The 21,067-nt window shown below is 45.8% G+C and carries 15 protein-coding genes and 7 pseudogenes; 11 read left to right on the top strand and 11 right to left on the bottom strand.

Annotation, left to right across the window (positions count from 1 at the left end; translation table 11 throughout):
• Positions 1-410 precede the first annotated feature (410 nt).
• Positions 411-2,225, top strand: coding sequence for a threonine--tRNA ligase (gene thrS, locus HFV01_RS14845; protein ID WP_006625971.1), 1,815 nt, complete (start codon positions 411-413; stop codon positions 2,223-2,225).
• Between the two features lie 204 nt (positions 2,226-2,429).
• Here thrS and HFV01_RS14840 read toward each other — a convergent pair whose 3' ends face one another.
• Positions 2,430-2,582 (bottom strand): hypothetical protein, encoded by a 153-nt coding sequence (locus HFV01_RS14840; RefSeq protein WP_155839169.1) that lies wholly within the window; start codon positions 2,580-2,582, stop codon positions 2,430-2,432.
• A 22-nt stretch (positions 2,583-2,604) separates the two neighbouring features.
• Here HFV01_RS14840 and HFV01_RS14835 point away from each other — a divergent pair.
• Positions 2,605-3,480, top strand: a pseudogene (locus HFV01_RS14835) (IS630 family transposase).
• Positions 3,481-3,964: 484 nt separating this feature from the next.
• On the opposite strand, the pseudogene HFV01_RS14830 reads toward HFV01_RS14835, so the two are convergent.
• The 3 genes and pseudogenes from HFV01_RS14830 to HFV01_RS14820 form a co-directional block, all read right to left on the bottom strand.
• Positions 3,965-4,252 (bottom strand): annotated as a pseudogene (locus HFV01_RS14830) (IS1-like element ISArma2 family transposase); the annotation flags it as partial.
• Between the two features lie 1,159 nt (positions 4,253-5,411).
• Positions 5,412-5,579 carry an FHA domain-containing protein gene (locus tag HFV01_RS14825; RefSeq protein ID WP_008050452.1) on the bottom strand — a complete coding sequence of 56 codons (168 nt, stop codon included), beginning with the start codon at positions 5,577-5,579 and terminating at the stop codon, positions 5,412-5,414.
• A 469-nt stretch (positions 5,580-6,048) separates the two neighbouring features.
• Positions 6,049-6,441: pseudogene (locus HFV01_RS14820) on the bottom strand (IS1-like element ISArma2 family transposase); the annotation flags it as partial.
• A 31-nt stretch (positions 6,442-6,472) separates the two neighbouring features.
• Between HFV01_RS14820 and HFV01_RS14815 the strand changes: the two are divergent.
• Both HFV01_RS14815 and HFV01_RS30780 read left to right on the top strand, forming a co-directional pair.
• On the top strand, positions 6,473-6,664 hold the full coding sequence (locus tag HFV01_RS14815; protein WP_014276936.1) for a reverse transcriptase N-terminal domain-containing protein: 192 nt from the start codon (positions 6,473-6,475) through the stop codon (positions 6,662-6,664).
• 21 nt (positions 6,665-6,685) lie between these two features.
• Positions 6,686-6,927: pseudogene (locus tag HFV01_RS30780) on the top strand (HNH endonuclease).
• Positions 6,928-7,227: 300 nt separating this feature from the next.
• Here HFV01_RS30780 and HFV01_RS30770 read toward each other — a convergent pair.
• Positions 7,228-7,407 carry a hypothetical protein gene (locus HFV01_RS30770; protein WP_008050473.1) on the bottom strand — a complete coding sequence of 60 codons (180 nt, stop codon included), beginning with the start codon at positions 7,405-7,407 and terminating at the stop codon, positions 7,228-7,230.
• A 395-nt stretch (positions 7,408-7,802) separates the two neighbouring features.
• Positions 7,803-7,982, bottom strand: coding sequence for a hypothetical protein (locus HFV01_RS14800; RefSeq protein ID WP_006625930.1), 180 nt, complete (start codon positions 7,980-7,982; stop codon positions 7,803-7,805).
• Between the two features lie 817 nt (positions 7,983-8,799).
• Here HFV01_RS14800 and HFV01_RS14795 point away from each other — a divergent pair.
• The 3 genes and pseudogenes from HFV01_RS14795 to HFV01_RS14785 all read left to right on the top strand — a co-directional run.
• Positions 8,800-10,011 (top strand): annotated as a pseudogene (locus tag HFV01_RS14795) (group II intron reverse transcriptase); the annotation flags it as partial.
• A 288-nt stretch (positions 10,012-10,299) separates the two neighbouring features.
• Positions 10,300-10,557, top strand: a complete 258-nt coding sequence (locus tag HFV01_RS14790) for a hypothetical protein (protein ID WP_006625968.1) — start codon at positions 10,300-10,302, stop codon at positions 10,555-10,557.
• Entirely contained in the window at positions 10,542-10,844 is a 303-nt protein-coding gene (locus HFV01_RS14785) for a type II toxin-antitoxin system RelE/ParE family toxin (RefSeq protein ID WP_006617129.1), read from the top strand. Before HFV01_RS14790 ends, HFV01_RS14785 begins: the two co-directional genes overlap by 16 nt.
• Positions 10,845-10,963: 119 nt before the next feature.
• Here HFV01_RS14785 and HFV01_RS14780 read toward each other — a convergent pair.
• From HFV01_RS14780 to HFV01_RS14765, 4 genes and pseudogenes are all read right to left on the bottom strand, one after another.
• Positions 10,964-11,841, bottom strand: a pseudogene (locus HFV01_RS14780) (IS630 family transposase).
• 37 nt (positions 11,842-11,878) lie between these two features.
• Positions 11,879-13,702, bottom strand: coding sequence for a M61 family metallopeptidase (locus HFV01_RS14775; RefSeq protein ID WP_006625965.1), 1,824 nt, complete (start codon positions 13,700-13,702; stop codon positions 11,879-11,881).
• An 80-nt stretch (positions 13,703-13,782) separates the two neighbouring features.
• On the bottom strand, positions 13,783-14,463 hold the full coding sequence (locus HFV01_RS14770; RefSeq protein ID WP_008050490.1) for a Crp/Fnr family transcriptional regulator: 681 nt from the start codon (positions 14,461-14,463) through the stop codon (positions 13,783-13,785).
• 362 nt (positions 14,464-14,825) lie between these two features.
• Positions 14,826-15,699 (bottom strand): annotated as a pseudogene (locus tag HFV01_RS14765) (IS630 family transposase).
• Positions 15,700-15,952: 253 nt separating this feature from the next.
• Here HFV01_RS14765 and HFV01_RS14760 point away from each other — a divergent pair.
• The 4 genes from HFV01_RS14760 to HFV01_RS32335 all read left to right on the top strand — a co-directional run bounded on the left by HFV01_RS14760 (position 15,953) and on the right by HFV01_RS32335 (position 20,144).
• The gene (locus HFV01_RS14760) at positions 15,953-19,015 is read left to right on the top strand and encodes a GAF domain-containing protein (protein WP_006625960.1); all 3,063 of its coding nucleotides are present in this window, start codon (positions 15,953-15,955) and stop codon (positions 19,013-19,015) included.
• Positions 19,015-19,227: a hypothetical protein gene (locus tag HFV01_RS14755; RefSeq protein ID WP_006617125.1), complete on the top strand. Its 213-nt coding sequence runs from the start codon at positions 19,015-19,017 to the stop codon at positions 19,225-19,227. Before HFV01_RS14760 ends, HFV01_RS14755 begins: the two co-directional genes overlap by 1 nt.
• A gap of 8 nt (positions 19,228-19,235) precedes the next feature.
• The gene (locus HFV01_RS14750; protein ID WP_006625959.1) at positions 19,236-19,799 is read left to right on the top strand and encodes a hypothetical protein; all 564 of its coding nucleotides are present in this window, start codon (positions 19,236-19,238) and stop codon (positions 19,797-19,799) included.
• Positions 19,800-19,931: 132 nt separating this feature from the next.
• A complete protein-coding gene (locus HFV01_RS32335; RefSeq protein ID WP_006625958.1) occupies positions 19,932-20,144 on the top strand; it encodes a TLTLP motif-containing protein in 213 nt (70 codons plus the stop codon).
• A gap of 36 nt (positions 20,145-20,180) precedes the next feature.
• Here HFV01_RS32335 and HFV01_RS14745 read toward each other — a convergent pair whose 3' ends face one another.
• Positions 20,181-21,056, bottom strand: coding sequence for an IS630-like element ISAtsp1 family transposase (locus HFV01_RS14745; RefSeq protein WP_108614927.1), 876 nt, complete (start codon positions 21,054-21,056; stop codon positions 20,181-20,183).
• Positions 21,057-21,067 lie beyond the last annotated feature (11 nt).

Here is a 21,067-nt window from a genome sequence, read left to right as displayed (position 1 = left end):
CCTTGATTTTGTATCGTAGGATACTAATCGTTGGGACATATAAACAGTTATGAGGATGCTCAGGAGTGCGTTCCTTATATTCAACCAAGGGGTTGAAATCCTCACCAGGCGGTTGTTTCGGGTATTGCAACCCTATTTCATGCCTGAACGTCTCGCACTTAGTCAATATATTAACACTCTTTACAATTCTTAACAATTTTCTTAACAAAAGTTTTAGGATATGGTCCCACAAACTGTCAAGATAAATTTGAGCATATCTACCCTAGTTTAGCTACAATAGGCTCATCCGATGGGAAGGCTAGAGCCTGGTCCGATGGCGATCGTCTCCTTCCCCGAAAGGCTTGGAGTCTGGGTCAAGCTGACCAGCAACCTAAGCCGGTACAAACAACCAATTCACAAATTGATGCTCGATGGCTATCGAAAATTCACAGGCAACTTCAGAACAGCCCCAAAAAATCCATCTTCCCAAAACCAGCCAATCTGATCAACTAAAAAGGATTCGCCACACCACTTCTCATGTAATGGCTATGGCAGTCCATAAGTTGTTTCCCAAGGCTCAAGTAACTATAGGACCATGGATTGAAAACGGCTTCTACTATGACTTTGATAGCCCGGAACCTTTTACGGAACAAGACCTAAAAGCCATCAAAAAAGAGATGGTAAAAATCCTCAAGCGGAAACTACCCGTTATCCGGGAGGAAGTTAGCCGGGAAGAAGCCCAACGGCGCATTGAAACCCTAGGAGAACCCTACAAGCTAGAAATCCTGGCTGACCTAACGGAACCAATTACCATTTACCATCTGGGCGATCAATGGTGGGATTTATGCGCCGGACCTCACGTTGAAACTACCGGAGATATTAACCCAAAAGCGATCGAATTAGAAAGCGTGGCGGGAGCCTATTGGCGGGGAGACGAAACCAAAGCTCAACTCCAACGCATTTACGGTACAGCCTGGGAAACCCCAGAACAACTCGCAGAATATAAACGCCGGAAAGAAGAAGCTCTCAGACGAGACCACCGCCGTTTAGGGAAAGAATTAGGACTATTTATATTTTCCGATCAAGTGGGTCCGGGGCTACCTCTGTGGACTCCTAAAGGTACAATTCTGAGGACAACCCTTGAGGACTTCCTTAAACGAGAACAGGTGCGGCGGGGATATCAACCAGTGGTTACCCCCCATTTGGGGCGGGTCAATTTGTTTAAAACCTCTGGTCACTGGCAAAAATACCGCGAAGACCTCTTTCCCATGATGGGAGAATCAGAGGACGAGGGGTTTGTCCTCAAGGCTATGAACTGCCCCTTCCATGTACAAATTTATAAATCTAGTCTACGCTCCTATAGGGAATTGCCCATCCGTTTGGCTGAATTTGGGACGGTTTACCGCTACGAACAGTCGGGGGAATTGGGAGGATTAACCCGTGTGCGCGGCTTTACCCAAGATGATGCTCACCTGTTTGTTACCCCGGAACAGTTGGATGATGAGTTTCTCAAGGTGGTTGATCTGATTCAGTCTGTCCTCAAAAAACTCAAGTTGGATCAGTCCTTTAAAGCCCGTTTGAGTTTCCGTGACCCTAATTCTGATAAATATATCGGTTCAGACCAAGCCTGGGAAAAGGCAGAAAATGCGATCCGCCGCGCGGTGGAAACTCTGGGAATGAATTATTTTGAGGGTATTGGTGAGGCTGCCTTTTATGGTCCTAAGTTGGATTTTATTGTTCAGGATGCTTTGGAACGAGAATGGCAGTTAGGAACGGTTCAGGTGGATTATAATTTACCAGAAAGGTTTGATCTCGAATATGTGGCCGAAGATGGAACCCGCCAGCGCCCGGTGATGATTCACCGCGCCCCCTTTGGGTCCCTGGAACGGTTGATCGGGATTTTGATTGAGGAGTATACGGGGGATTTTCCCCTATGGTTGGCTCCGGTAATGGTGCGGTTGTTACCTGTTAGTGACGAGTTTTTTCCTTTTGTGGAGTCTGTGGCTGAAAAATGGCGATCGCTTGATATTCGCGCGGAAGCTGATCACAGTCACGATCGCTTGGGTAAAATGATTCGTAATGCAGAAAAGGCTAAAGTCCCAGTTATGGCTGTGGTGGGGGCTAAGGAAGTGGAGTCTAATAGTCTCAGTATCCGTACCCGCGCACTAGGAGAATTGGGGACCTTGACGGTGGCGGAAACCCAAAGCCGACTACAATTTGCGCTCGCTAACTTTGCTGATTTTTAGCCGGGAACGGTTAAAACCTGCTATGATTTAATATCAGGGGTGCGAGACGTTCAGGCATTAAATAGGGTTGAGATACCCGAAATAACCGCCTGGTGGGGACTTCAACCCTTTGGTTGAATATAAGGAACGCACTCCTGACCATCCCCATAACTGTTTATATGTCCCGACGCTTGGAGAAATCTAAGCAAGGCAGGGAACTCAAGGTCATAAACCAACTGAGAAATCAGGGAGTAGAGAGTAACGGCGATAGCCACCCCCAGTTTTGGGAATCATAACCCCAGGATTGAAGCGGGGAACGGAAGGCTCCGAGATACAACCTATAGCACAAGACAGAAAAGTTAGGACGTATAATGGCAAGGATATCTACAGAAGACCCAAAATGACAGCCCCCTACAGTTACGACCTTAGACAAAAAGTTATTAATGCAATTGAACTAGACGGTATACCCAAAACCGAAGCCAGTCAAGTTTTCCATGTCAGCAGGAACACCATCAATCTCTGGCTCCAAAGAAAAGAACACACCGGCGACTTCCTCCCTAAACCTAATCGCCCACCTGGTCATAGCCACTAAATTACCGACTGGCACAAATTCAAGGCTTTTGCCTAAGAGCATGGCCACAAAACCTCCGCTCAAATGGCTGAACTTTGGGATGACGACATCTATCCTCGCACCATATCCAGAGCCTTGAAGAAAATTGGCTTCACCAGAAAAAAAACTTACGGCTACCAAGAACGTGATGAGCAACAGCGAGAGGAGTTTATGGCTCAGATTGAACAGATGGAGCCGGAAGGGTTGGTTTACCTCGATGAAGCTGGCATCAATAGTCAAGACTCCGATTATCCTTATGGTTACTGTGAGCAAGGACAACGCTTCCATGCCCTCAAATCCGGGAAGAGGCAGGGCAGGGTGAGCATGATTGCGGCATGGTGTCATCAACAACTCTTAGCCCCCTTTACCTTTGAGGGTTGTTGTAATCGGACAGTGTTTGAGTTGTGGTTGGAGTTCATCTTAATTCCAACATTGAAGCCAGGTCAGACTCTAGTGCTAGACAATGCAACGTTTCATAAAGGGGGACGGATTCCTGAACTAGTGGAGGCGGCTCAATGCCGTTTGCTCTATCTACCACCTTATTCGCCAGACCTCAACAAGATAGAGAAATGTTGGTCGTGGTTGAAAGCCCGCATTCGCCATTGTATTGAGCAGTTTGATTCTCTCCATGATGCCATGGATTCCGTTCTCCAAGCTGCATCCTAACCACCTTGACTAATGCTATAGTATCAGAAACGAGACCACTGCCAACCATCCATGATTAGGGAGACCGAATGTCCGGCTTGAACCATCGTAAGAATCAAGTAGCGAAATAGGTTGAAACGCTGCGCTCAAAAGAGTAAGGGGAAAAGTAGGAGGCTCCTTATACTACCTACACAGACCTTGAAAGTACCCCGGTTCTGAGGACAAATCTAAAGATGGAAGGCCCATATAAACGGAACGTTTTAAGTCCTCCTGGACTCTGACTATCTGGTCGAGGTAGTTAGTAGGGATAAGTGTAACCGCAAGTCCTAGAGGATGTGAGATGTGACCAAAAGCCAACGCCCGGCTGTAATGGACGGGAAATGCTAACAGGTCACGGTTTGATTGTAAGAATAGAGTCTAGTGGGTGTTTAAATGACGCAAGCGAGTTGAAAGAAAGGATTCGAGAAATCGAAACCAATCAAGGGTATTGCACAGTGAGGAATGATTAAGAGAACGGAGGAAGTTGTCCATGCTTCAAATAATAGATAAGTAAGCGAATTGATTTGTACAACATCTCAGTGGACTTGGAATCACACAAAGTTTTGCGATGTAGCCTGGCTAAATAGTGCCTCAGACGGCAGTTTTCTCCTTCTACTCTTGTCATAGCCGTTTTGCTGACTAGATGATTGCAATCCTCAATTAAGCAAGGATAAACTTTGTATCCGTCCGTAATATATAGAAAACCAGCCCAGCCCTGAATCATTTGCCATAATGTGGTAAAAGTAAGCAATGAGGTGCGAGACGTTCAGGCATGAAATAAGGTTGCAATACCCGAAATCACCGCCTGGTGGGACTTCCACCCCTTGGTGGAATATAGGGAGTCGCATCTCTGACCATCTCATAACTGTTTATATGTCCCGACGCTTGGAGAAATCTAAGCAAGGCAGGAGACCCAAGGTCAAGACAGAACGTTTGAACGGTGGAAGTAGTGTTATGGTCGAAAGGGAAGTCACCTTCGCCAACTCCAATTCCAAACCGTGCTTGATACTTTCACATCACACGGCTCCTAATGTGAATACCCTATTGTCAGTAGGAACGGGACTACAACCCCCCGCTTTATGACTTCAACTTTCAGAGCTATATGAGATACGTAGTCTTTAAACTCGCTTTCGCCGTAGGACTCCTACTTACCGCAGTCTCTATATCCACACCGTGACTAGTGGGCATATCCTAACCATTACAGTTAGGCATTAGCTTTCAGTCACATCCTTTCCCCTTAAAGGTATACGCTTACACTTTTGACTACTCAATAGACACAACACTACTGAGAGCCTAAAAGGGGTTTAAACGTTCCGTTTATACGGGCATTCCATCTTTAGACTTGTCCTATCCACCGGGTTACTTAAAAAGGTCTGTGTAGGTAGCGTGCTCAGACTCCTACTTTTCTCCTTACTCTTTTGAGTGCAGCGTATCAACCTATTTCGCTACTTACTATTGACGATGGTTCAAGTCGGAACATTCAGATTTCCTTAGTCATGGATGGTTGGCAGTGGTCGAGTGAGAGGTAGGTTCCCCTATTACGCCTTCCGTTCCCCGCTTCAACCCTAGGAGTGTGAATCCTCAAATTGGGGGTGGCTATCGCCGTTACTCTATCCCATAATCGCCCCAAGTGGGTTTAATACTCCTCCTAGGTATACTTGGACGGTATATTGCGATTTCTTAAAATGGGATTGACCTTGAGTTCCCTGCCTTGCTTAGATTTCTCCAAGCGTTGGGACATATAAACAGTTATGGGATGGTCAGGGTACGAGTCCCTTATATTTCACCAAGGGGTGAAAGTCCGACTAGGAAGTTATTTCAGGCATTGCAGCCCTATTTCACTCCTAAACGTCTCGCACGACCCACCTAGTATAGCAGGAAGTTGAGAGTAACGGCGATAGCCACCCCCAGTTTTAGGAATCACAACCCGTCAGACTGAAGCGGGGAACGGAAGGCGTGAGGGAAAACCTATTCCCAAAATCCGACCACTGCCAACCATCCATGACTAAGGAAATCTGAATGTTCCGACTTGAACCATCGTAATAGTTTGGTAGCGAAATAGGTTGATACGCTGCGTCCAAATGGGCAAGGGGAAAAGTAGGATAATCTTATCAATACCTACACAGACCTTTAAAAGTACCCCGGTGGAGAGGACAAGTCTAAAGATGGAATGCCCGTATAAACGGAACGTTTAAACCCCTTTTAGGCTCTCAAGTGGCAGGATGTACCTGCGGAGTAGTGAAAGTGTAAGCGTATACCTTTAAGGGGAAAGGATGTGACTGAAAGCCAATGCCTAACTGTAATGGTTAGGATATGCCCACTAGTCACGGTGTGGATATAGAGACCGCGACAAGTAAGAGTTTGATGACGAAAGCGAGTTTAAAGACTACGTGTTGTATTTAGCTCCCAAAGTTGAGGTCACAAAGCGGGGGGTAGTAGCCCTGTTCCTATTGACAATTAGGGTATCTACATCAGGAGCCGTGTGCTGGGAAACTCGCAAGCACGGTTTTGAAGTGGAGTTGGGGAAGGTGACTTCTCTTTCGACCATAACCGGTCGCCTATGACAAACTTCAGAATTCCAGGCAGTTTGGTATTCACAACTGTCCAGACCCAGATGGTTTTTTTTGAACCCACAAAAGTCTGAAGCTCATCAATTTGAGCTATTTCAGGAATTTCATAGTTTTCCTCATCAATGTGGGTTTCTGCAACTCTAACCCAGTTAAGTATTGTGTTGTGAGAAATACCAGTGACTCTCTCAATGGCTCGAAATCCCATGCCATTGAGGGAAATTTTCACACAAAGCTCTTTGACATCAGAACTGTAACCTCCAGGACAGGGATTTTATCGAAATTGGCGACCACATTCACGGCACAGGTAACTCTGTTTTCCATGACGATGACCATTTTTGACTACTTTATGGCTTTGGCAATAAGGACAATCCATCTTGATTTATTTGAGAATATCATTTTCTATTATGCAACACCCAATCAAGACTATGAATAACGTATGGAAAGCTATCCCATGGGCTAAGGTTCAGCGGAAAGTTTTTAAGCTCCAAAAGAGGATATTTCAAGCAGCTAAATCGGGACAGGACGCGAAGGCCAGAAGGTGGCAACGTCTATTGGTGAAATCATATTATGCCCGGCTCTTAGCAGTGCGGCTGTAGGGGCGGGTTCCACGGTCAGCCATGCTTCCCAACAGTCAGCTTAATGAACCCGCCCCCCAAGCGGGTCAAGGCCAAAAGACAGCCGGTGTCGATGGAATGATAGTAATATCTCCAGAACAAAGACTGACTTGAGCGGAGAACATTCAAGGAAATCTCAAAGCCAAAGCACTTAGGAGAGTATGGATACCAAAACCTGGCAGGGATGACAAATGCCCCCTGGGAATACCCACAATCCAAAACAGAGCGAGGCAAGCCTTGGTTAAGTCGGCACTTGAGCCTGAATGGGAATCAAGATTTGAAAGCACAAGCTACGGGTTCAGACCAGGCAGGTCAGCCCAAGATGCAATAGCTCGTATTTTCCTGAGTATAAACCAAGGGGAATACTATATACTAGATGCGGGTGCGAGACGTTCGGGTATGAAATAGGGCTGAAATGCCCGAAATAACTACCCGGTGAGGATTCCAGCTCCGAATCTGGATATAAGGAGACCTCTCCTGACCATCCTCATAACTGATTATATGTCCCGACGCTTAAGTAACTAAGCAAGGCAGGGAACTCAAGGTCATAAACGAACTGAGAAATCAGGGAGTAGAGAGTAACGGCGATAGCCACCCCCAGTTTTGGAAATCATAACTCCAGGATTGAAGCGGGGAACGGAAGGCGTGAGGTAGAACCTACTACCAAGACGCGACCACTGCCAACCATCTATGATTAGGAAGACCGAATGTCCGACTTGAACCATCGTAAAGCACGAGCAGCGAAATAGGTTGACACGCTGCGCCCAAAAGGGCAAGGGGAAAAGTGGGGGATTCTGCATTCTACCCACACAGACCTTTAGAAGTACCCCGGTGGATAGGACAAATCTAACGATGGAATGCCCATATAATCGGAACGTTGTAACCCCTCTAATGCTCTGCCCATAAACAAGTGAGTAATGCTATTCACAAGGCAGTAGTGAAAAATGTAAGCGCATGGTGCGAGACGTTCGGGTATGAAATAGGGCTGAAATGCCCGAAATAACTACCCGGTGAGGATTCCAGCTCCGAATCTGGATATAAGGAGACCTCTCCTGACCATCCTCATAACTGGTTATATGTCCCGACGCTTAGGGAACTAAGCAAGGCAGGGAACTCAAGGTCATAAACGAACTGAGAAATCAGGGAGTAGAGAGTAACGGCGATAGCCACCCCCAGTTTTGGAAATCATAACTCCAGGATTGAAGCGGGGAACGGAAGGCGTGAGGTAGAACCTACTACCAAGACGCGACCACTGCCAACCATCTATGATTAGCAAGACCGAATGTCCGACTTGAACCATCGTAATACACTAGCAGCGAAATAGGTTGACACGCTGCGCTCAAAAGGGCAAGGGGAAAAGTAGGGGGTTCGTGCGACTACCTACACAGACCTTTAAAAGTACCCCGGCGGAGAGGACAAATCTAACGATGGAATGCCCATATAATCGGAACGTTGTAACCCCTCTAATGCTCTGCCTATAAACAAGTGAGTAATGCTATTCACAAGGCAGTAGTGAAAAATGTAAGCGCATGCTTAGAGGGTGAAGGATGTGACCAGAAGCTAAAGCCCAATTGTCATGGTTGGGATATGCCCACAGGTCACGGTGGGGATATAGATACTGCGGTCAGTAAGAGTATAATGGCGAGGACGAGTTTAAAGACTACGTGGTGCATATAGCTCTGAACATCGAAGTAGAAAGCAGGTCTCTTGATTCTGCTCCTTTGACAAATAGGGTATCCACACCAGGAGCCGTGTGATGGGAAACTATCAAGCACGGTTCTGAATGGGAGAGGGTGAAGGTGACTTCACTCTCGACCCCTAACCTTAGAGGGTGAAGGATGTGACCAGAAGCTAAAGCCCAATTGTCATGGTGGGGATATGCCCACAGGTCACGGTGGGGATATAGATACTGCGGTCAGTAAGAGTATAATGGCGAGGACGAGTTTAAAGACTACGTGGTGCATATAGCTCTGAACATCGAAGTAAAAAGCAGGTCTCTTGATTCTGCTCCTTTGACAAAACAGGGTATCCACACCAGGAGCCGTATGAAGGGAAACTTTCACGTATGGTTCTGAATGGGAGGGGATGGTGGTGACTCCATTCTCGACCCCTAACACATAGCGAAATGTTTTGACCGAATAAACCATGATTATCTACTGACCAAAATTCATTGTCCAAGTAGCCTGAAGAAAGACCTGAAACAATTGTTAAAAGCGGGTGTACTAGATAACGGCGTATTTGAGGAGACAGAAGCAGGGACACCCCAAGGAGGGGTAATAAGTCCAATACTCGCCAACATCGCACTGTTGGGAATGGAAAGGTTAATTAAAGAAATGTATCCAAACAAAGGAACAGCTATTCAGGTTAACCTTATGCGATCTGCCGATGATTTCGTGGTCATATCCAAAGACTTAGGAATCATTGAACAGTGCCCCATTGCCATTTCTGAATGGTTAAAGCCAGTGGGATTAGAAATCCAACCTGAAAAGACTCGAATTGGTCATACACTCAATAGGATTGAGTATGATGGCAAAACCCAAGAGCCTGGGTTTGATTTTCTCGGATTCAATATCAGGCAATACCCAGTTGGAAAACACATATCTGGGAAGACAGGCGGGATAGCAAGCCGATTAATCGGACACCCAACCCACATTAAACCCAGCAACAAAGCAGTTAAAGCCCATACAGAAGTGATAAAAGGTGTAATCAAACAACATAAAACTGCACCCCAATCAGCCTTGATTAGTAAGCTAAACCCGATGATTCGGGGATGGTCTAACTATTACTCAGGGGTAGTCTCATCTGAGACCTTCAGAAAACTAGACCACATAGTTTTTGAAATGTTACGGGCATGGACAGATTCGAGATGCGGAATGGCAAGTTACGAAAATCTAAGAAACTATTTCGGACACGGAACGGTCAAACTAAGCAACGGGAAAGAAAGCCATGAAACTTGGGTATTCAAAACCAAGGATGGATTCACATTATGGAATCATAATGTGAATCCAATTGTCCGACATACCCTAATACGCCCCGACGCCACACTTGATGACGGAAACTGGACCTACTGGGCAACCAGAAAAGGACAAGCAATTGAAACGCCAACAAGGGTAGCCATACTACTCAAAAAGCCAAAAAGCCTATGCGCCTGGTGCGGGCAATACTTCACCCCATCAGATTTAGTTGAAGTAGACCACATTGTACCTCGAAGCCACGGCGGAAAGGACGAATACAAGAATCTTCAACTACTACACCGCCACTGTCATGATGATCAAACGGCGCTAGATAACGCCAATGCTGTATCCTTAACAATGGAGCAGTCAAATTAGGAGCCGTGTGCTGGGAAACTCGCAAGCACGGTTTTGTATGGGAGGGGGAGATGGCGACATCTCTCTCGACCCCTACTCGGTTACGGTTCTCCCATGAAGTTTGCATAACCCAATAGTTAACCTAGTTGGGACTAACAGTATTTCCGGGGGAAGTGCGATCGCACCCTCCGGTATCTGCCGATTAACAGTGGGCTATCCCCCACGCCACTCTATCAATATCCTATACTCTCCCTAAATTACATCTTTTTGAGCCGACAAAATTATTATGGCTGCTCTGGAAATTGACGAATGTTAGTAGGTATTTTCCATTTACTATATAATAGACCGAGACTAACTAAATTAAAAGAAACCTTATTTATGAATACCGTCAAACAAGAAATTGAGTTGTTGCTGAAAAATTTACCGGAGGATTGCAGTCTTGAGGATATTCAATATCATCTTTATGTTATAGAAAAGTACCGCCAGGGTATTACTATTGCAGATAGTGAACGAAGATTAACACAAGAGGAAGCGGAAGGTTTAGTAAGTAAATGGGTTATCAAGTAGTTTGGTCACCGACAGCCATTGATGATATCGATGCGATCGCGGCTTATATTGCGCGAGACTCAGTTTCCTATGCGGCGGCGGTGGTACAGAGAATCATTGAGGCTACCAGAAATCTGAGCAAGTGTCCCCTCTCCGGTGGTATTGTTCAGGAGTTTGGTGACGAAACCGTTAGAGAACAGTTTGCTTACACTTACCGGATTATCTACCGTATTCAGGGAGATGTCGTAACGGTTGTGGCTGTGGTTCACGGTAAGCGATTGTTAAAGCTGGATTTGAATACTCACTAGATCCTATATACTGAGGAGAAACCACAGAGACATGAGTACACAGAAGTTTTATCTGTTCTGTCTTTTCTGTCTTTGTGGTTTATTTCTGCTCAGACCATTTATAGGATTAGTCAAGGTGGTTAGGACGCAGCTTTGAGAACGGAATCCATGGCATCATGGAGAGAATCAAACTGCTCACGTGCAGTGGCGAATACGGGCTTTCAGCCACGACCAACATTTCTCTATCTTGTTGAGGTCTGGCGAATAAGGCGGAAGATAGAGTAAACGGCATTGAGCTGCCTCCACCAGTTCAGCAATCCGTCCCCCTTTATGAAACGTTGCATTGTCCAATACTAGAGTCTGACCTGGCTTCAATGTTGGAATTAAGATGAACTCCAACCACAACTCAAACACTGTCCGATTACAACAACCCTCAAAGCTAAAGGGAGCTAAGAGTTGTTGATGACACCATGCGGCTATCATACTTACCCTGCCCTGCCTCTTCCCTGATTTGAGTGCATGGAAGCGTTTTCCTTCCTCGCAGTAACCATAAGGGTAATCCGAGTCCTGACTATTCATGCCGGCTTCATCGAGGTAGACCACTTCTTCCGGCTCCATCTGTTCAATCTGAGCCATAAACTCCTCTCGCTGTTGCTTCCAACGTTCTTGGTAGCCGTAAGTTTTTTTTTCTGGTGAAGCCAATTTTCTTCAAGGCTCTGGATATGGTGCGAGGAGAGATGTCGTCATCCCAAAGTTGAGCCATTTGAGCGGAGGTTTTGTGGCCATGCTCTTGGGCAAAAGCCTTGAATTTCTGCCAGTCGGTAATTTGGTGGCTATGACCAGGTGGGCGATTAGGTTTAGGGAGGAAGTCGCCGGTGTGTTCTTTTCTTTGCAGCCAGAGATTGATAGTGTTCCTGCTGACATGGAAAACTTGACTGGCTTCGGTTTTGGGTATACCGTCTAGTTCAATTGCATTAATAACTTTTTGTCTAAGGTCGTAACTGTAGGGGGCTGGCATTTTGGGTCTTCTGTAGATATCCTTGCCATTATACGTCCTAAATGTTCTGTCTTGTGCTATACAATTGGTGATAGGGGCAGCCTAACCATCCCTCAAAATTGCGCTGCTGTTCCGGGGTGGGTTCTTCAACAGAGGTAATTTTATAAGCACTAGGACGGGGCGATCGCAGTATAGCTTCAGAGGTTCGCAATTCGTCTTGATGGAAGAAACTTATATGGACTTCATCTCCTGGTTTAAAGTCTAGCAAGCGATCGCTAATGTTTTCAACGCTCACCCGAAAACCATTGATAGCTAATAATTCATCCTCAGCATCAATTCCCGCTAATTGTGCTGGACTTCCTGCTTCCACAAATTTAACTATTGTCTTTCCATTTTCCGCCGCCAGTCGCCAACCCAAATCAGGAACAATATCATTATTTTGAGGTTTAATTACTAACCCAAAGGGTTGTAAATAATCATTTAAAGGCAGTTCTTCAGTACCATGAAGATAGCGATTAAAGAAATCGTCTAAATCCATTTCTGCCACCGAAGCGATCGCCGACTGTAACTCCGTCGCCGTATAGCCCTTTTCCGATTTCCCGAATTTTTCCCACATTAGCACCATCACATCATCAAGCGATCGCCGATTTCCATGACGGTTACGGATCAACAGTTCCAGCATAAATGACACCAATTCCCCTTTTAAATAGTAGGACATTTGATTGTTGTCACTATAAGCATCCCGGCGATACAACTTAATCCAAGCATCCCAACTCGACTCACCCAGGGGTTGAACGAACCGCCCAGGAGTCGTCAAGAATCGGGAAATATCCTTAGATAAACCATTCAAAAAATCCTTAACCTCAACAATACCAGATCGGTAAATCATCCAGCCATCATAATAGCTAGTTGCTCCCTCACAAAACCACAAAGAAGTCGTATAACATTCGGATTCATAGTTAAACACTTCCAACTCTTTCGGGCGTAAGCGCTTAACATTCCAGAGGTGAAAAAACTCATGAGCTACCAACTGCATAAAGCGGTTATACTTATCCCGGTCTCGCAATCCTAACCGAGGATAATTAAGAGAGCAGGAATTTTTATGTTCCAGTCCTCCATAACCCTGACTGGACAAATGCAATAGAAACACATAGCGGTCATAGGGAAGACCCGAAAATAGATTGCTAACCTCGTGAATAATTTTCCGACAATCTGTAATTAAGCGATCGACATCACCATTTCCTTGGCCCCAAATTGCCAATTGATGAGGTTTTCCAGCCGCTTCAAAATCATAAACCTGATGGGTGCCAATCTCAAAAGGACTATCAACCAAGGTATCAAAATCCGTCGCCTCAAAGGTATTTTCGACCCCTGAAACGGACGGTAAACTGGTAGTAACCCACCAACCCTTTGGAGGTGCGATCGCCACTTGGATCGGCAAATTTTCCCATCCAGGAACATAAAAGAACAGAGCCGCCCCATTAAAATAGCCGTGGGTGCTATCCAAATGGTTAGTTCTTACCGTCAACTCATTGGCATAGATACGGTAGTGGACTATGAGCGAGTCTGACTCTCCTGCTTGTACCCGCCATGTATTTTTACTGACCTTAGACCAAGACAGAGATTGATCATGGCGATCGCATACCTGAAAATCCTGCAAATGTCTTGCATACTCCCGCACCATATAAGAACCCGGAGTCCACACCGGCATTTTCAAATCAATCACCCCGGAGTCCACCACCGGACCCGCGCCATAGTGTCGAGAGATTTGGAACCGCACCTCAAACAAATGAGACCCCGGTTGAGACATAGAAACCAGGTAATGGGTGGCTACCGTCGAGTCAGCGCCCTCTAGGGAGGGGGTTCTAATAGCTTGAGTCATTAAACAGAAAAATAGCGACAAATTAGGGCTGTTTTAGCTCAAGCCCCAAGAGCAAAGGAGCCAGCTACCAGAGGACTAGCCTACTGATTAGCCAATTGATTAAGGTGCTTGAGGTTAATCAAATGGATCACCTGACGTTCCGTATCAATATTAATCCAACCCTTGCTATTGAGTTTTTCCATAATTTTGCTAGTCTCTTCCAGACTGATATCAGTAACATGAGCCAAATCTTGTTCAGGAATGTTAAAAATATCAGCCCCTTTTTCTGTCAACTGGCCATAATTTTCCGCCAACTCCACCAAAGTATTAGCCAGCTTAACCGCCGGAGGGCGGTGTCGGATCTGATAACGCTGGTTAGTTTGGCGCAAACGTCGCACCATCAGTTGCAACATTCGATGATGGAGTTGTGGGTCTTTAAACAGCGTTTGAATAAATCGTTGAGCCGAGACACTAATCAATCGTACAGAGGACAAAGCAATCACATCATTGGATCGGGGAGACTCATCGAGAATCGCCATTTCGCCAAAAAAATCACCTCGCCCCAAAATAGCCAGGGTGACTACATTATCGCCCGACAGTCGCCGTACCTTGACCCACCCGGAAACGATGAAATAAACTGCATTTCCCCAAGCATCCTCCATCACGATCGCGCGATTAGCTGGATACTCGTGCTTCACAGCCACCGACAACAACCATTCCAGAGTTTCTGGGTTTGCCCCTTTAAAAAGAGGAAAAAGCTCACTAAAAGCCTCAGTCTGCATGAGAACTCGCGCTAAGTCAGAAGTTTTATGTTGACACACCACCTCACAAACTGCAAGGGGCTTCGAGATTTCGATCACTAGAGATTTGAAGTTACCCACCGTTAAGGCTCAGGCCCACAACCTGGGCATCGGTGCTTCTCAGGCTATGTTGTACTCCCCCACCAACCCCGTCGGTAAGCGCGAGAGACTTCCAGTAGCATTAAAGGAAGGCAAATCTAAATCTAATTATACCAAGGGAAGTTCCCTATAAAGCCCACTAACTTGTAATCAGCCTTGTAATCAGCAATGACAGTTAGTGCCAACAAACACAGATAGAAGTGGCAATCCAGTGCAACACTTATATATAGCACTAGTCAATACGGTTAGGACGCAGTCTTGAGAACAGAATCCATGGCATCATGGAGAGAATCAAACTGCTCAATACAATGGCGAATGCGGGCTTTCAACCACGACCAACATTTCTCTATCTTGTTGAGGTCTGGCGAATAAGGCGGAAGATAGAGTAAACGGCATTGAGCTGCCTCCACCAGTTCAGCAATCCGCCCCCCTTTATGAAACGTTGCATTGTCCAATACTAGAGTCTGACCTGGCTTCAATGTTGGAATTAAGATGAACTCCAACCACAACTCAAACACTGTCCGATTACAACAACCCTCAAAGCTAAAGGGGGCTAAGAGTTGTTGATGACACCATGCCGCAATCATGCTCATGCCCTGCCTCTTCCCGGATTTGAGGGCATGGAAGCGTTGTCCTTCCTCGCAGTAACCATAAGGATAATCCGAGTCTTGACTATTGATGCCAGCTTCATCGAGGTAAACCAACCCTTCCGGCTCCATCTGTTCAATCTGAGCCATAAACTCCTCTCGCTGTTGCTCATCACGTTCTTGGTAGCCGTAAGTTTTTTTTTCTGGTGAAGCCAATTTTCTTCAAGGCTCTGGATATGGTGCGAGGATAGATGTCGTCATCCCAAAGTTGAGCCATTTGAGCGGAGGTTTTGTGGCCATGCTCTTAGGCAAAAGCCTTGAATTTGTGCCAGTCGGTAATTTGGTGGCTATGACCAGGTGGGCGATTAAGTTTAGGGAGGAAGTCGCCGGTGTGTTCTTTTCTTTGCAGCCAGAGATTGATGGTGTTCCTGCTGACATGGAAAACTTGACTGGCTTCGGTTTTGGGTATACCGTCTAGTTCAATTGCATTAATAACTTTTTGTCTAAGGTCGTAACTGTAGGGGGCTGGCATTTTGGGTCTTCTGTAGATATCCTTGCCATTATACGTCCTAACTTCTCTGTCTTGTGCTATAATTATCAGCAAAATCCTTGGCAAATTGAGCAATCGGCTACAATGGCCATAAACTGATAAACAGTTGTATATGTCCATGCTTGGGAAAGGTCTCATCCTAATTTCAACTATCTGAAACCGATTGCCCCTGAATATGAGCAAAGATCCAACCTGTTGGTAAAGGTTTATGAAATCCGCATCTTCAAACAATTCGATGCCTCAAAATCCTGCTGTATCTGCTACCGTTGATGTCGATGTCATCGATGGAGACGGAAACATTTTCACATCTTCCCGTCGTCCGGCGGGCAACTCAGCAGGGGGTAAAGCCCCCCATGGTAATAACCCATCATCTTCTGGGTTAGCCCGCACCAGTGGGAATTTCTCTAATTTTTTAGCCCCCCTAAAAAAAGAAACCTTTGTTGAAGTTGTTAAAGATGTTGAAAATAAACTAAAAACCGTTAACGAAACCCTGTCGATGCTCGACAATCTCCTGGATGCCCAGGGATTCGAGGCAATTCTTAACGAAATGTTATCCTCGATTACCTTTAAAACAGGAGAACTTCTCAACGCCGATCGCACCACGATCTGGCTGATGGACGAAGAAAAGCACGAACTCTGGTCTATAGTTGCTAAAGGAGAAGACGGAGAACCCTTAGAATTAAGGATTCCGGCTAGTGCTGGCATTGCCGGGGAAGCAGCCACCCATAAGAAAATCGTTAATATTCCCTACGATTTCTATGATGATCCGCGCTCGGCGGCCGCCAAAAAATTTGATGAAAAAAATGGCTATCGTACCTACACTATGATCGCCATGCCTCTCCTGAATGAGAATGACGATTTAGTAGCGGTAGTACAACTATTAAACAAACTCAAACCCGATATTAATCCATCATCCCCCCTCCAGGAAAAAGTCGATACTATCGGCTTTACAGGGGAAGATGAACAGGTGTTCCATGAGTTCGCCCCGTCCATTCGGCTGATCCTGCAATCGTCTAAATCCTTCTATTCAGCCACCCAGAGACAGCGAGCGGCTTCCGCGCTGATGAATGCCGTTAATGCCCTCAGCAAAAGCAGTCTCGACCTCCAAGAAACCCTCACCAATGTGATGGATCAGGCTAAAGAGTTAATGAATGCCGATCGCAGCACTCTGTGGCTACTAGATGAAGACCGAGACGAACTGTGGACCAAAATTCCCATTAATGGCAATCTGACCGAAATCAGGATTCCCCGAAATGCAGGATTTGCGGGAACTGTTGCCGAAAGTGGTGAGCCTTTACTGATCCCCTTCGATGTATACACAGACCATCGCTCTGAACAATCGAAGAAAACCGACCAAAAAACCGGGTATCGTACCTGTAGCCTCTTGTGTATGCCCGTTTATAATGCTGACAAGCAACTAATCGGTGTTACCCAACTGATTAACAAGAAAAAACAGGGGGAGTACGCCCCTTACGACCCGGCTAGTTGGCCAGAGCCTCCTGAGCAATGGAAAGCCAGCTTTAATAAAAATGATCTCGAATTTATGCGGGCTTTTAATATCCAAGCTGGGATTGCTCTTCAGAATGCCAAACTCTTCCAAAAGGTCAAAGAACAAGAGCAAAGACAGAAAGACATTCTCCGCAGTCTGACTAATGGAGTGATTTCTTCCGACAAGGAGGGTCGGATCATTGCTACCAATGAATGTGCTATGGAATTACTGGGACTCACTGAATCCCAGGTAACTCAAGGCGTATCGGTACGAGAGTTAATCCACCTGAAAGATGGTGATTTCGCCCGGTGGTTCGATTTGGCTTTGAAACCTAAAGATGCTAAAGACCGCCAACAATATTATCCCGATCAAACCCTGTTATCAGGGGCTTCGGAAATTCCCCAAAGTATTAACCTGTCCATCAATTCCATGTCTGACATTAATGATCCTAAAAAAGTCAGCGGGGCTTTGGTGGTCATGGAGGATATTAGCGGGGAAAAAGAAGTTAAGAACTTGATCTATCGGTACATGACCCCTGCTGTGGCGGAATCTCTGTTAGCTAGTGGTGAGATTAAACTAGGGGGAACCCGTAAGGATGTTACGGTTTTATTTAGTGATATCCGTGACTACACCACCCTCACCGAAAAGTTGCAGGCTGAGGAAGTAGTTAGTATGCTTAACGAATATTTTGAGGAGATGGTCGATACAGTCTTGAATCATCAGGGAACCCTAGATAAGTATATTGGGGATGCTTTGATGGCTGTATTTGGTTCTCCTGCGCCTCTACCAAATCATCAGTGGATGGCAGTGCAGGCGGCGGTGGAAATGCGTTACCGTTTGATAGAGTTTAATGATCTGCGTGTGTCTAAAGGACTGATGCCTATTAAAATTGGTATGGGTTTGCATTCTGATGAGGTAATCAGTGGTAATATTGGCTCTAGCAAGCGGATGGAGTTGACATCTATTGGAGATGGCGTTAACTTGGCTTCTCGCTTGGAGGGTACCACCAAGCAATATGGAACTGATATTGTAATTAGTGAAAATACTTATCTCCCTAATGCCGATCGCCTGATTGTTCGCGAACTTGATTTGATTACGGTTAAGGGTAAAAGTCAGCCCGTTAGGATTTATGAGTTGGTTGGTATTCGGGAAGGAAAACAGGCTAGGCCCATTCCTGATGAACAACAACAAATTATCGACCACTACCATCGGGGTCGGGAATTTTACCTGAAACCCGCCATGGAAAAACTCACTGATACCGATATCGTTCCACTTTTGGCACAACTGGAAGATTTTTCTCAGTCCCAACTTAAACAACTCTCCTACAATGAACGTGAACTTATAACACAAATGTTGGAAGAGATGTCCCTTCTCCAGTTGGAGGAGATTCTTGGCTCAAATACTGTCCGACGATTATCTCTGGCCCAGTTACCAGCTACGCCACCGGAAGAAATGGCTGACCGGATGGAGGAAATTCTTAGTGGTTTAACTCCCCGCGAAACTAAAAAAATGCTGGTCGCTAAACTTCAGCAGTTTACTGCTAATGATGAAACTAAGCAGATGTTAGCTGATGAAGGGGCGCACCTGGCTGTTAGTGCTGTGCGTAAACTGATCGATCTGTGTCGCAAAAAATTTGCATCGAAGGCTAAGGAATCCTTTAGAAATGCTAAACACGAATTTTTGGCGGTTTTGGCGATCGATGCTCAAAATAAAGCAGCAAAACTTCATGTCGATCGGTGTATACTATATGAGACCACCAAGCCCCCCAGTGAAACCTGGGATGGTGTTTGGAAGCTCACAGAAAAATAGTGCAGGGGGCTGTTTTCCCTCACCGTTTCTCTGTTGGGGCTTTGGGTCTCACAACTAATCAGAAAATCCCTAAGCCTCATCAAGGCTTGGGGGTGTGTCAACGGAGAGGTTTGCGCCTCCCCATCTCGGAGATGGCGGGTTGGCTATTGATGGGTAGTGAGGAAATTGGTCGTCAACCCCGGATCTTAGATTTCAGCCTGAACCAAGTTTAGATTAGATAATGACTGAGTTAAACGGACCGTATTCTGACCGACAATGGATAGAACAGGTGAATGACCTGTTGATTGAAGTTGCTCGCGCCGCTTTAGCTGATATCCCTAAATTACCTGGTACTGTTTCGACTTCTGCACTACCTCTGGCGCAACAGGCGATCGCTATCAAAAATCAAGCGGGTCTCTACCAGTCTACTAATTGGCAATGGCAAGAAGCAGATCTTGAGTGGGTGGGCCAGGTGCGAGAGTTTCTGTTGGAATTGTCTCGCATTGCTTTATCAGATCGCCCATCACTTCCTGAAAATATTGCCCATCGTGCTTTGATGTTGGCGGAAACATCCCAAGATATTCAGGAAGCCTTGGAAAATAGCGAACCTATTGCCACTTCTCCTACAGATGAAACTGGGGAAGGTTCCGACAAGATCGATGTTAATGGTCGGTTTAACCAATTGCGAAATCAGCTCAAAACTGAGTGCAGTACTAGTGTTAATCCCCATGACCCTCTATGGCAGCAGATCTTAACATTGTTGGATGTGGCTCAAACTCAATATAATGATTTGCCAAAAAACTAGCTCCCTGACCCTTGGAGATGATGGATAAATTCTCCGGGAGAGGGTTGATTTTTCGATGTTTTTATGGTAAAATGTAGGTTGCGTATCTTAGTAAACCAAGTCTGACCTGTTTTTTTAGTGTGATCAGTTTATATGGAATCAGACGGTCAACCTGCCAGTTTATCAGGAAGTCCTACCTACGGATTTTCGGATCTGGTGGGTGCTGTTATTGCATTATTCACCCTCATTTTTCCGTTAATAGCGATCGCTCGCTACTCCCCGAGTCAGTTACAAACGCGACCATCGCCACAGCCTGGGCAGATTAGTACAACCCCATCAGTCAAACCGGCTCCCGAAGGGCTATGATTTGGGCATTAGGATATATAGCATTAGTCAAGGTGGTTAGGACGCAGCTTTGAGAACGGAATCCATGGCATCATGGAGAGAATCAAACTGCTCAATGCAGTGGCGAATACGGGCTTTCAGCCACGACCAACATTTCTCTATCTTGTTGAGGTCTGGCGAATAAGGTGGTAGATAGAGTAAACGGCATTGAGCTGCCTCCACCAGTTCAGCAATCCGCCCCCCTTTATGAAACGTTGCATTGTCCAATACTAGAGTCTGACCTGGCTTCAATGTTGGAATTAAGATGAACTCCAACCACAACTCAAACACTGTCCGATTACAACAACCCTCAAAGCTAAAGGGAGCTAAGAGTTGTTGATGACACCATGCGGCTATATAGCTTACCCTGCCCTGCCTCTTCCCTGATTTGAGTGCATGGAAGCGTTTTCCTTCCTCGCAGTAACCATAAGGGTAATCCGAGTCCTGACTATTCATGCCGGCTTCATCGAGGTAGACCACTTCTTCCGGCTCCATCTGTTCAATCTGAGCCATAAACTCCTCTCGCTGTTGCTTCCAACGTTCTTGGTAGCCGTAAGTTTTTTTTCTGGTGAAGCCAATTTTCTTCAAGGCTCTGGATATGGTGCGAGGAGAGATGTCGTCATCCCAAAGTTCAGCCATTTGAGCTGCTGTTTTGTCGCCATGCTCTTGGGCAAAAGCCTTGAATTTTTGCCAGTCGGTAATTTTGTGGTTATTGCCAGGTCGGTGATGAGGTTTAGGGAGGAAGTCTCCGGTCTGTGCTTTTCTTTGCAGCCAGAGATTAATGGTGTTCCTGCTGACATGGAAAACTTGACTGGCTTCTGTTTTGGGCATACCGTCTAGTTCAATGGCATCAATAACTTTTTGTCTGAGGTCGTAACTATAGGGGGCTGGCATTTTTGGTCTTC

This window comes from Limnospira fusiformis SAG 85.79 (genome assembly GCF_012516315.1).
Taxonomy (GTDB): Bacteria; Cyanobacteriota; Cyanobacteriia; order Cyanobacteriales; family Microcoleaceae; genus Limnospira; species Limnospira fusiformis.
The sequence above is the reverse complement of the archived record's forward strand: the minus strand, read 5'-3'. Positions and strand labels throughout refer to the sequence as shown.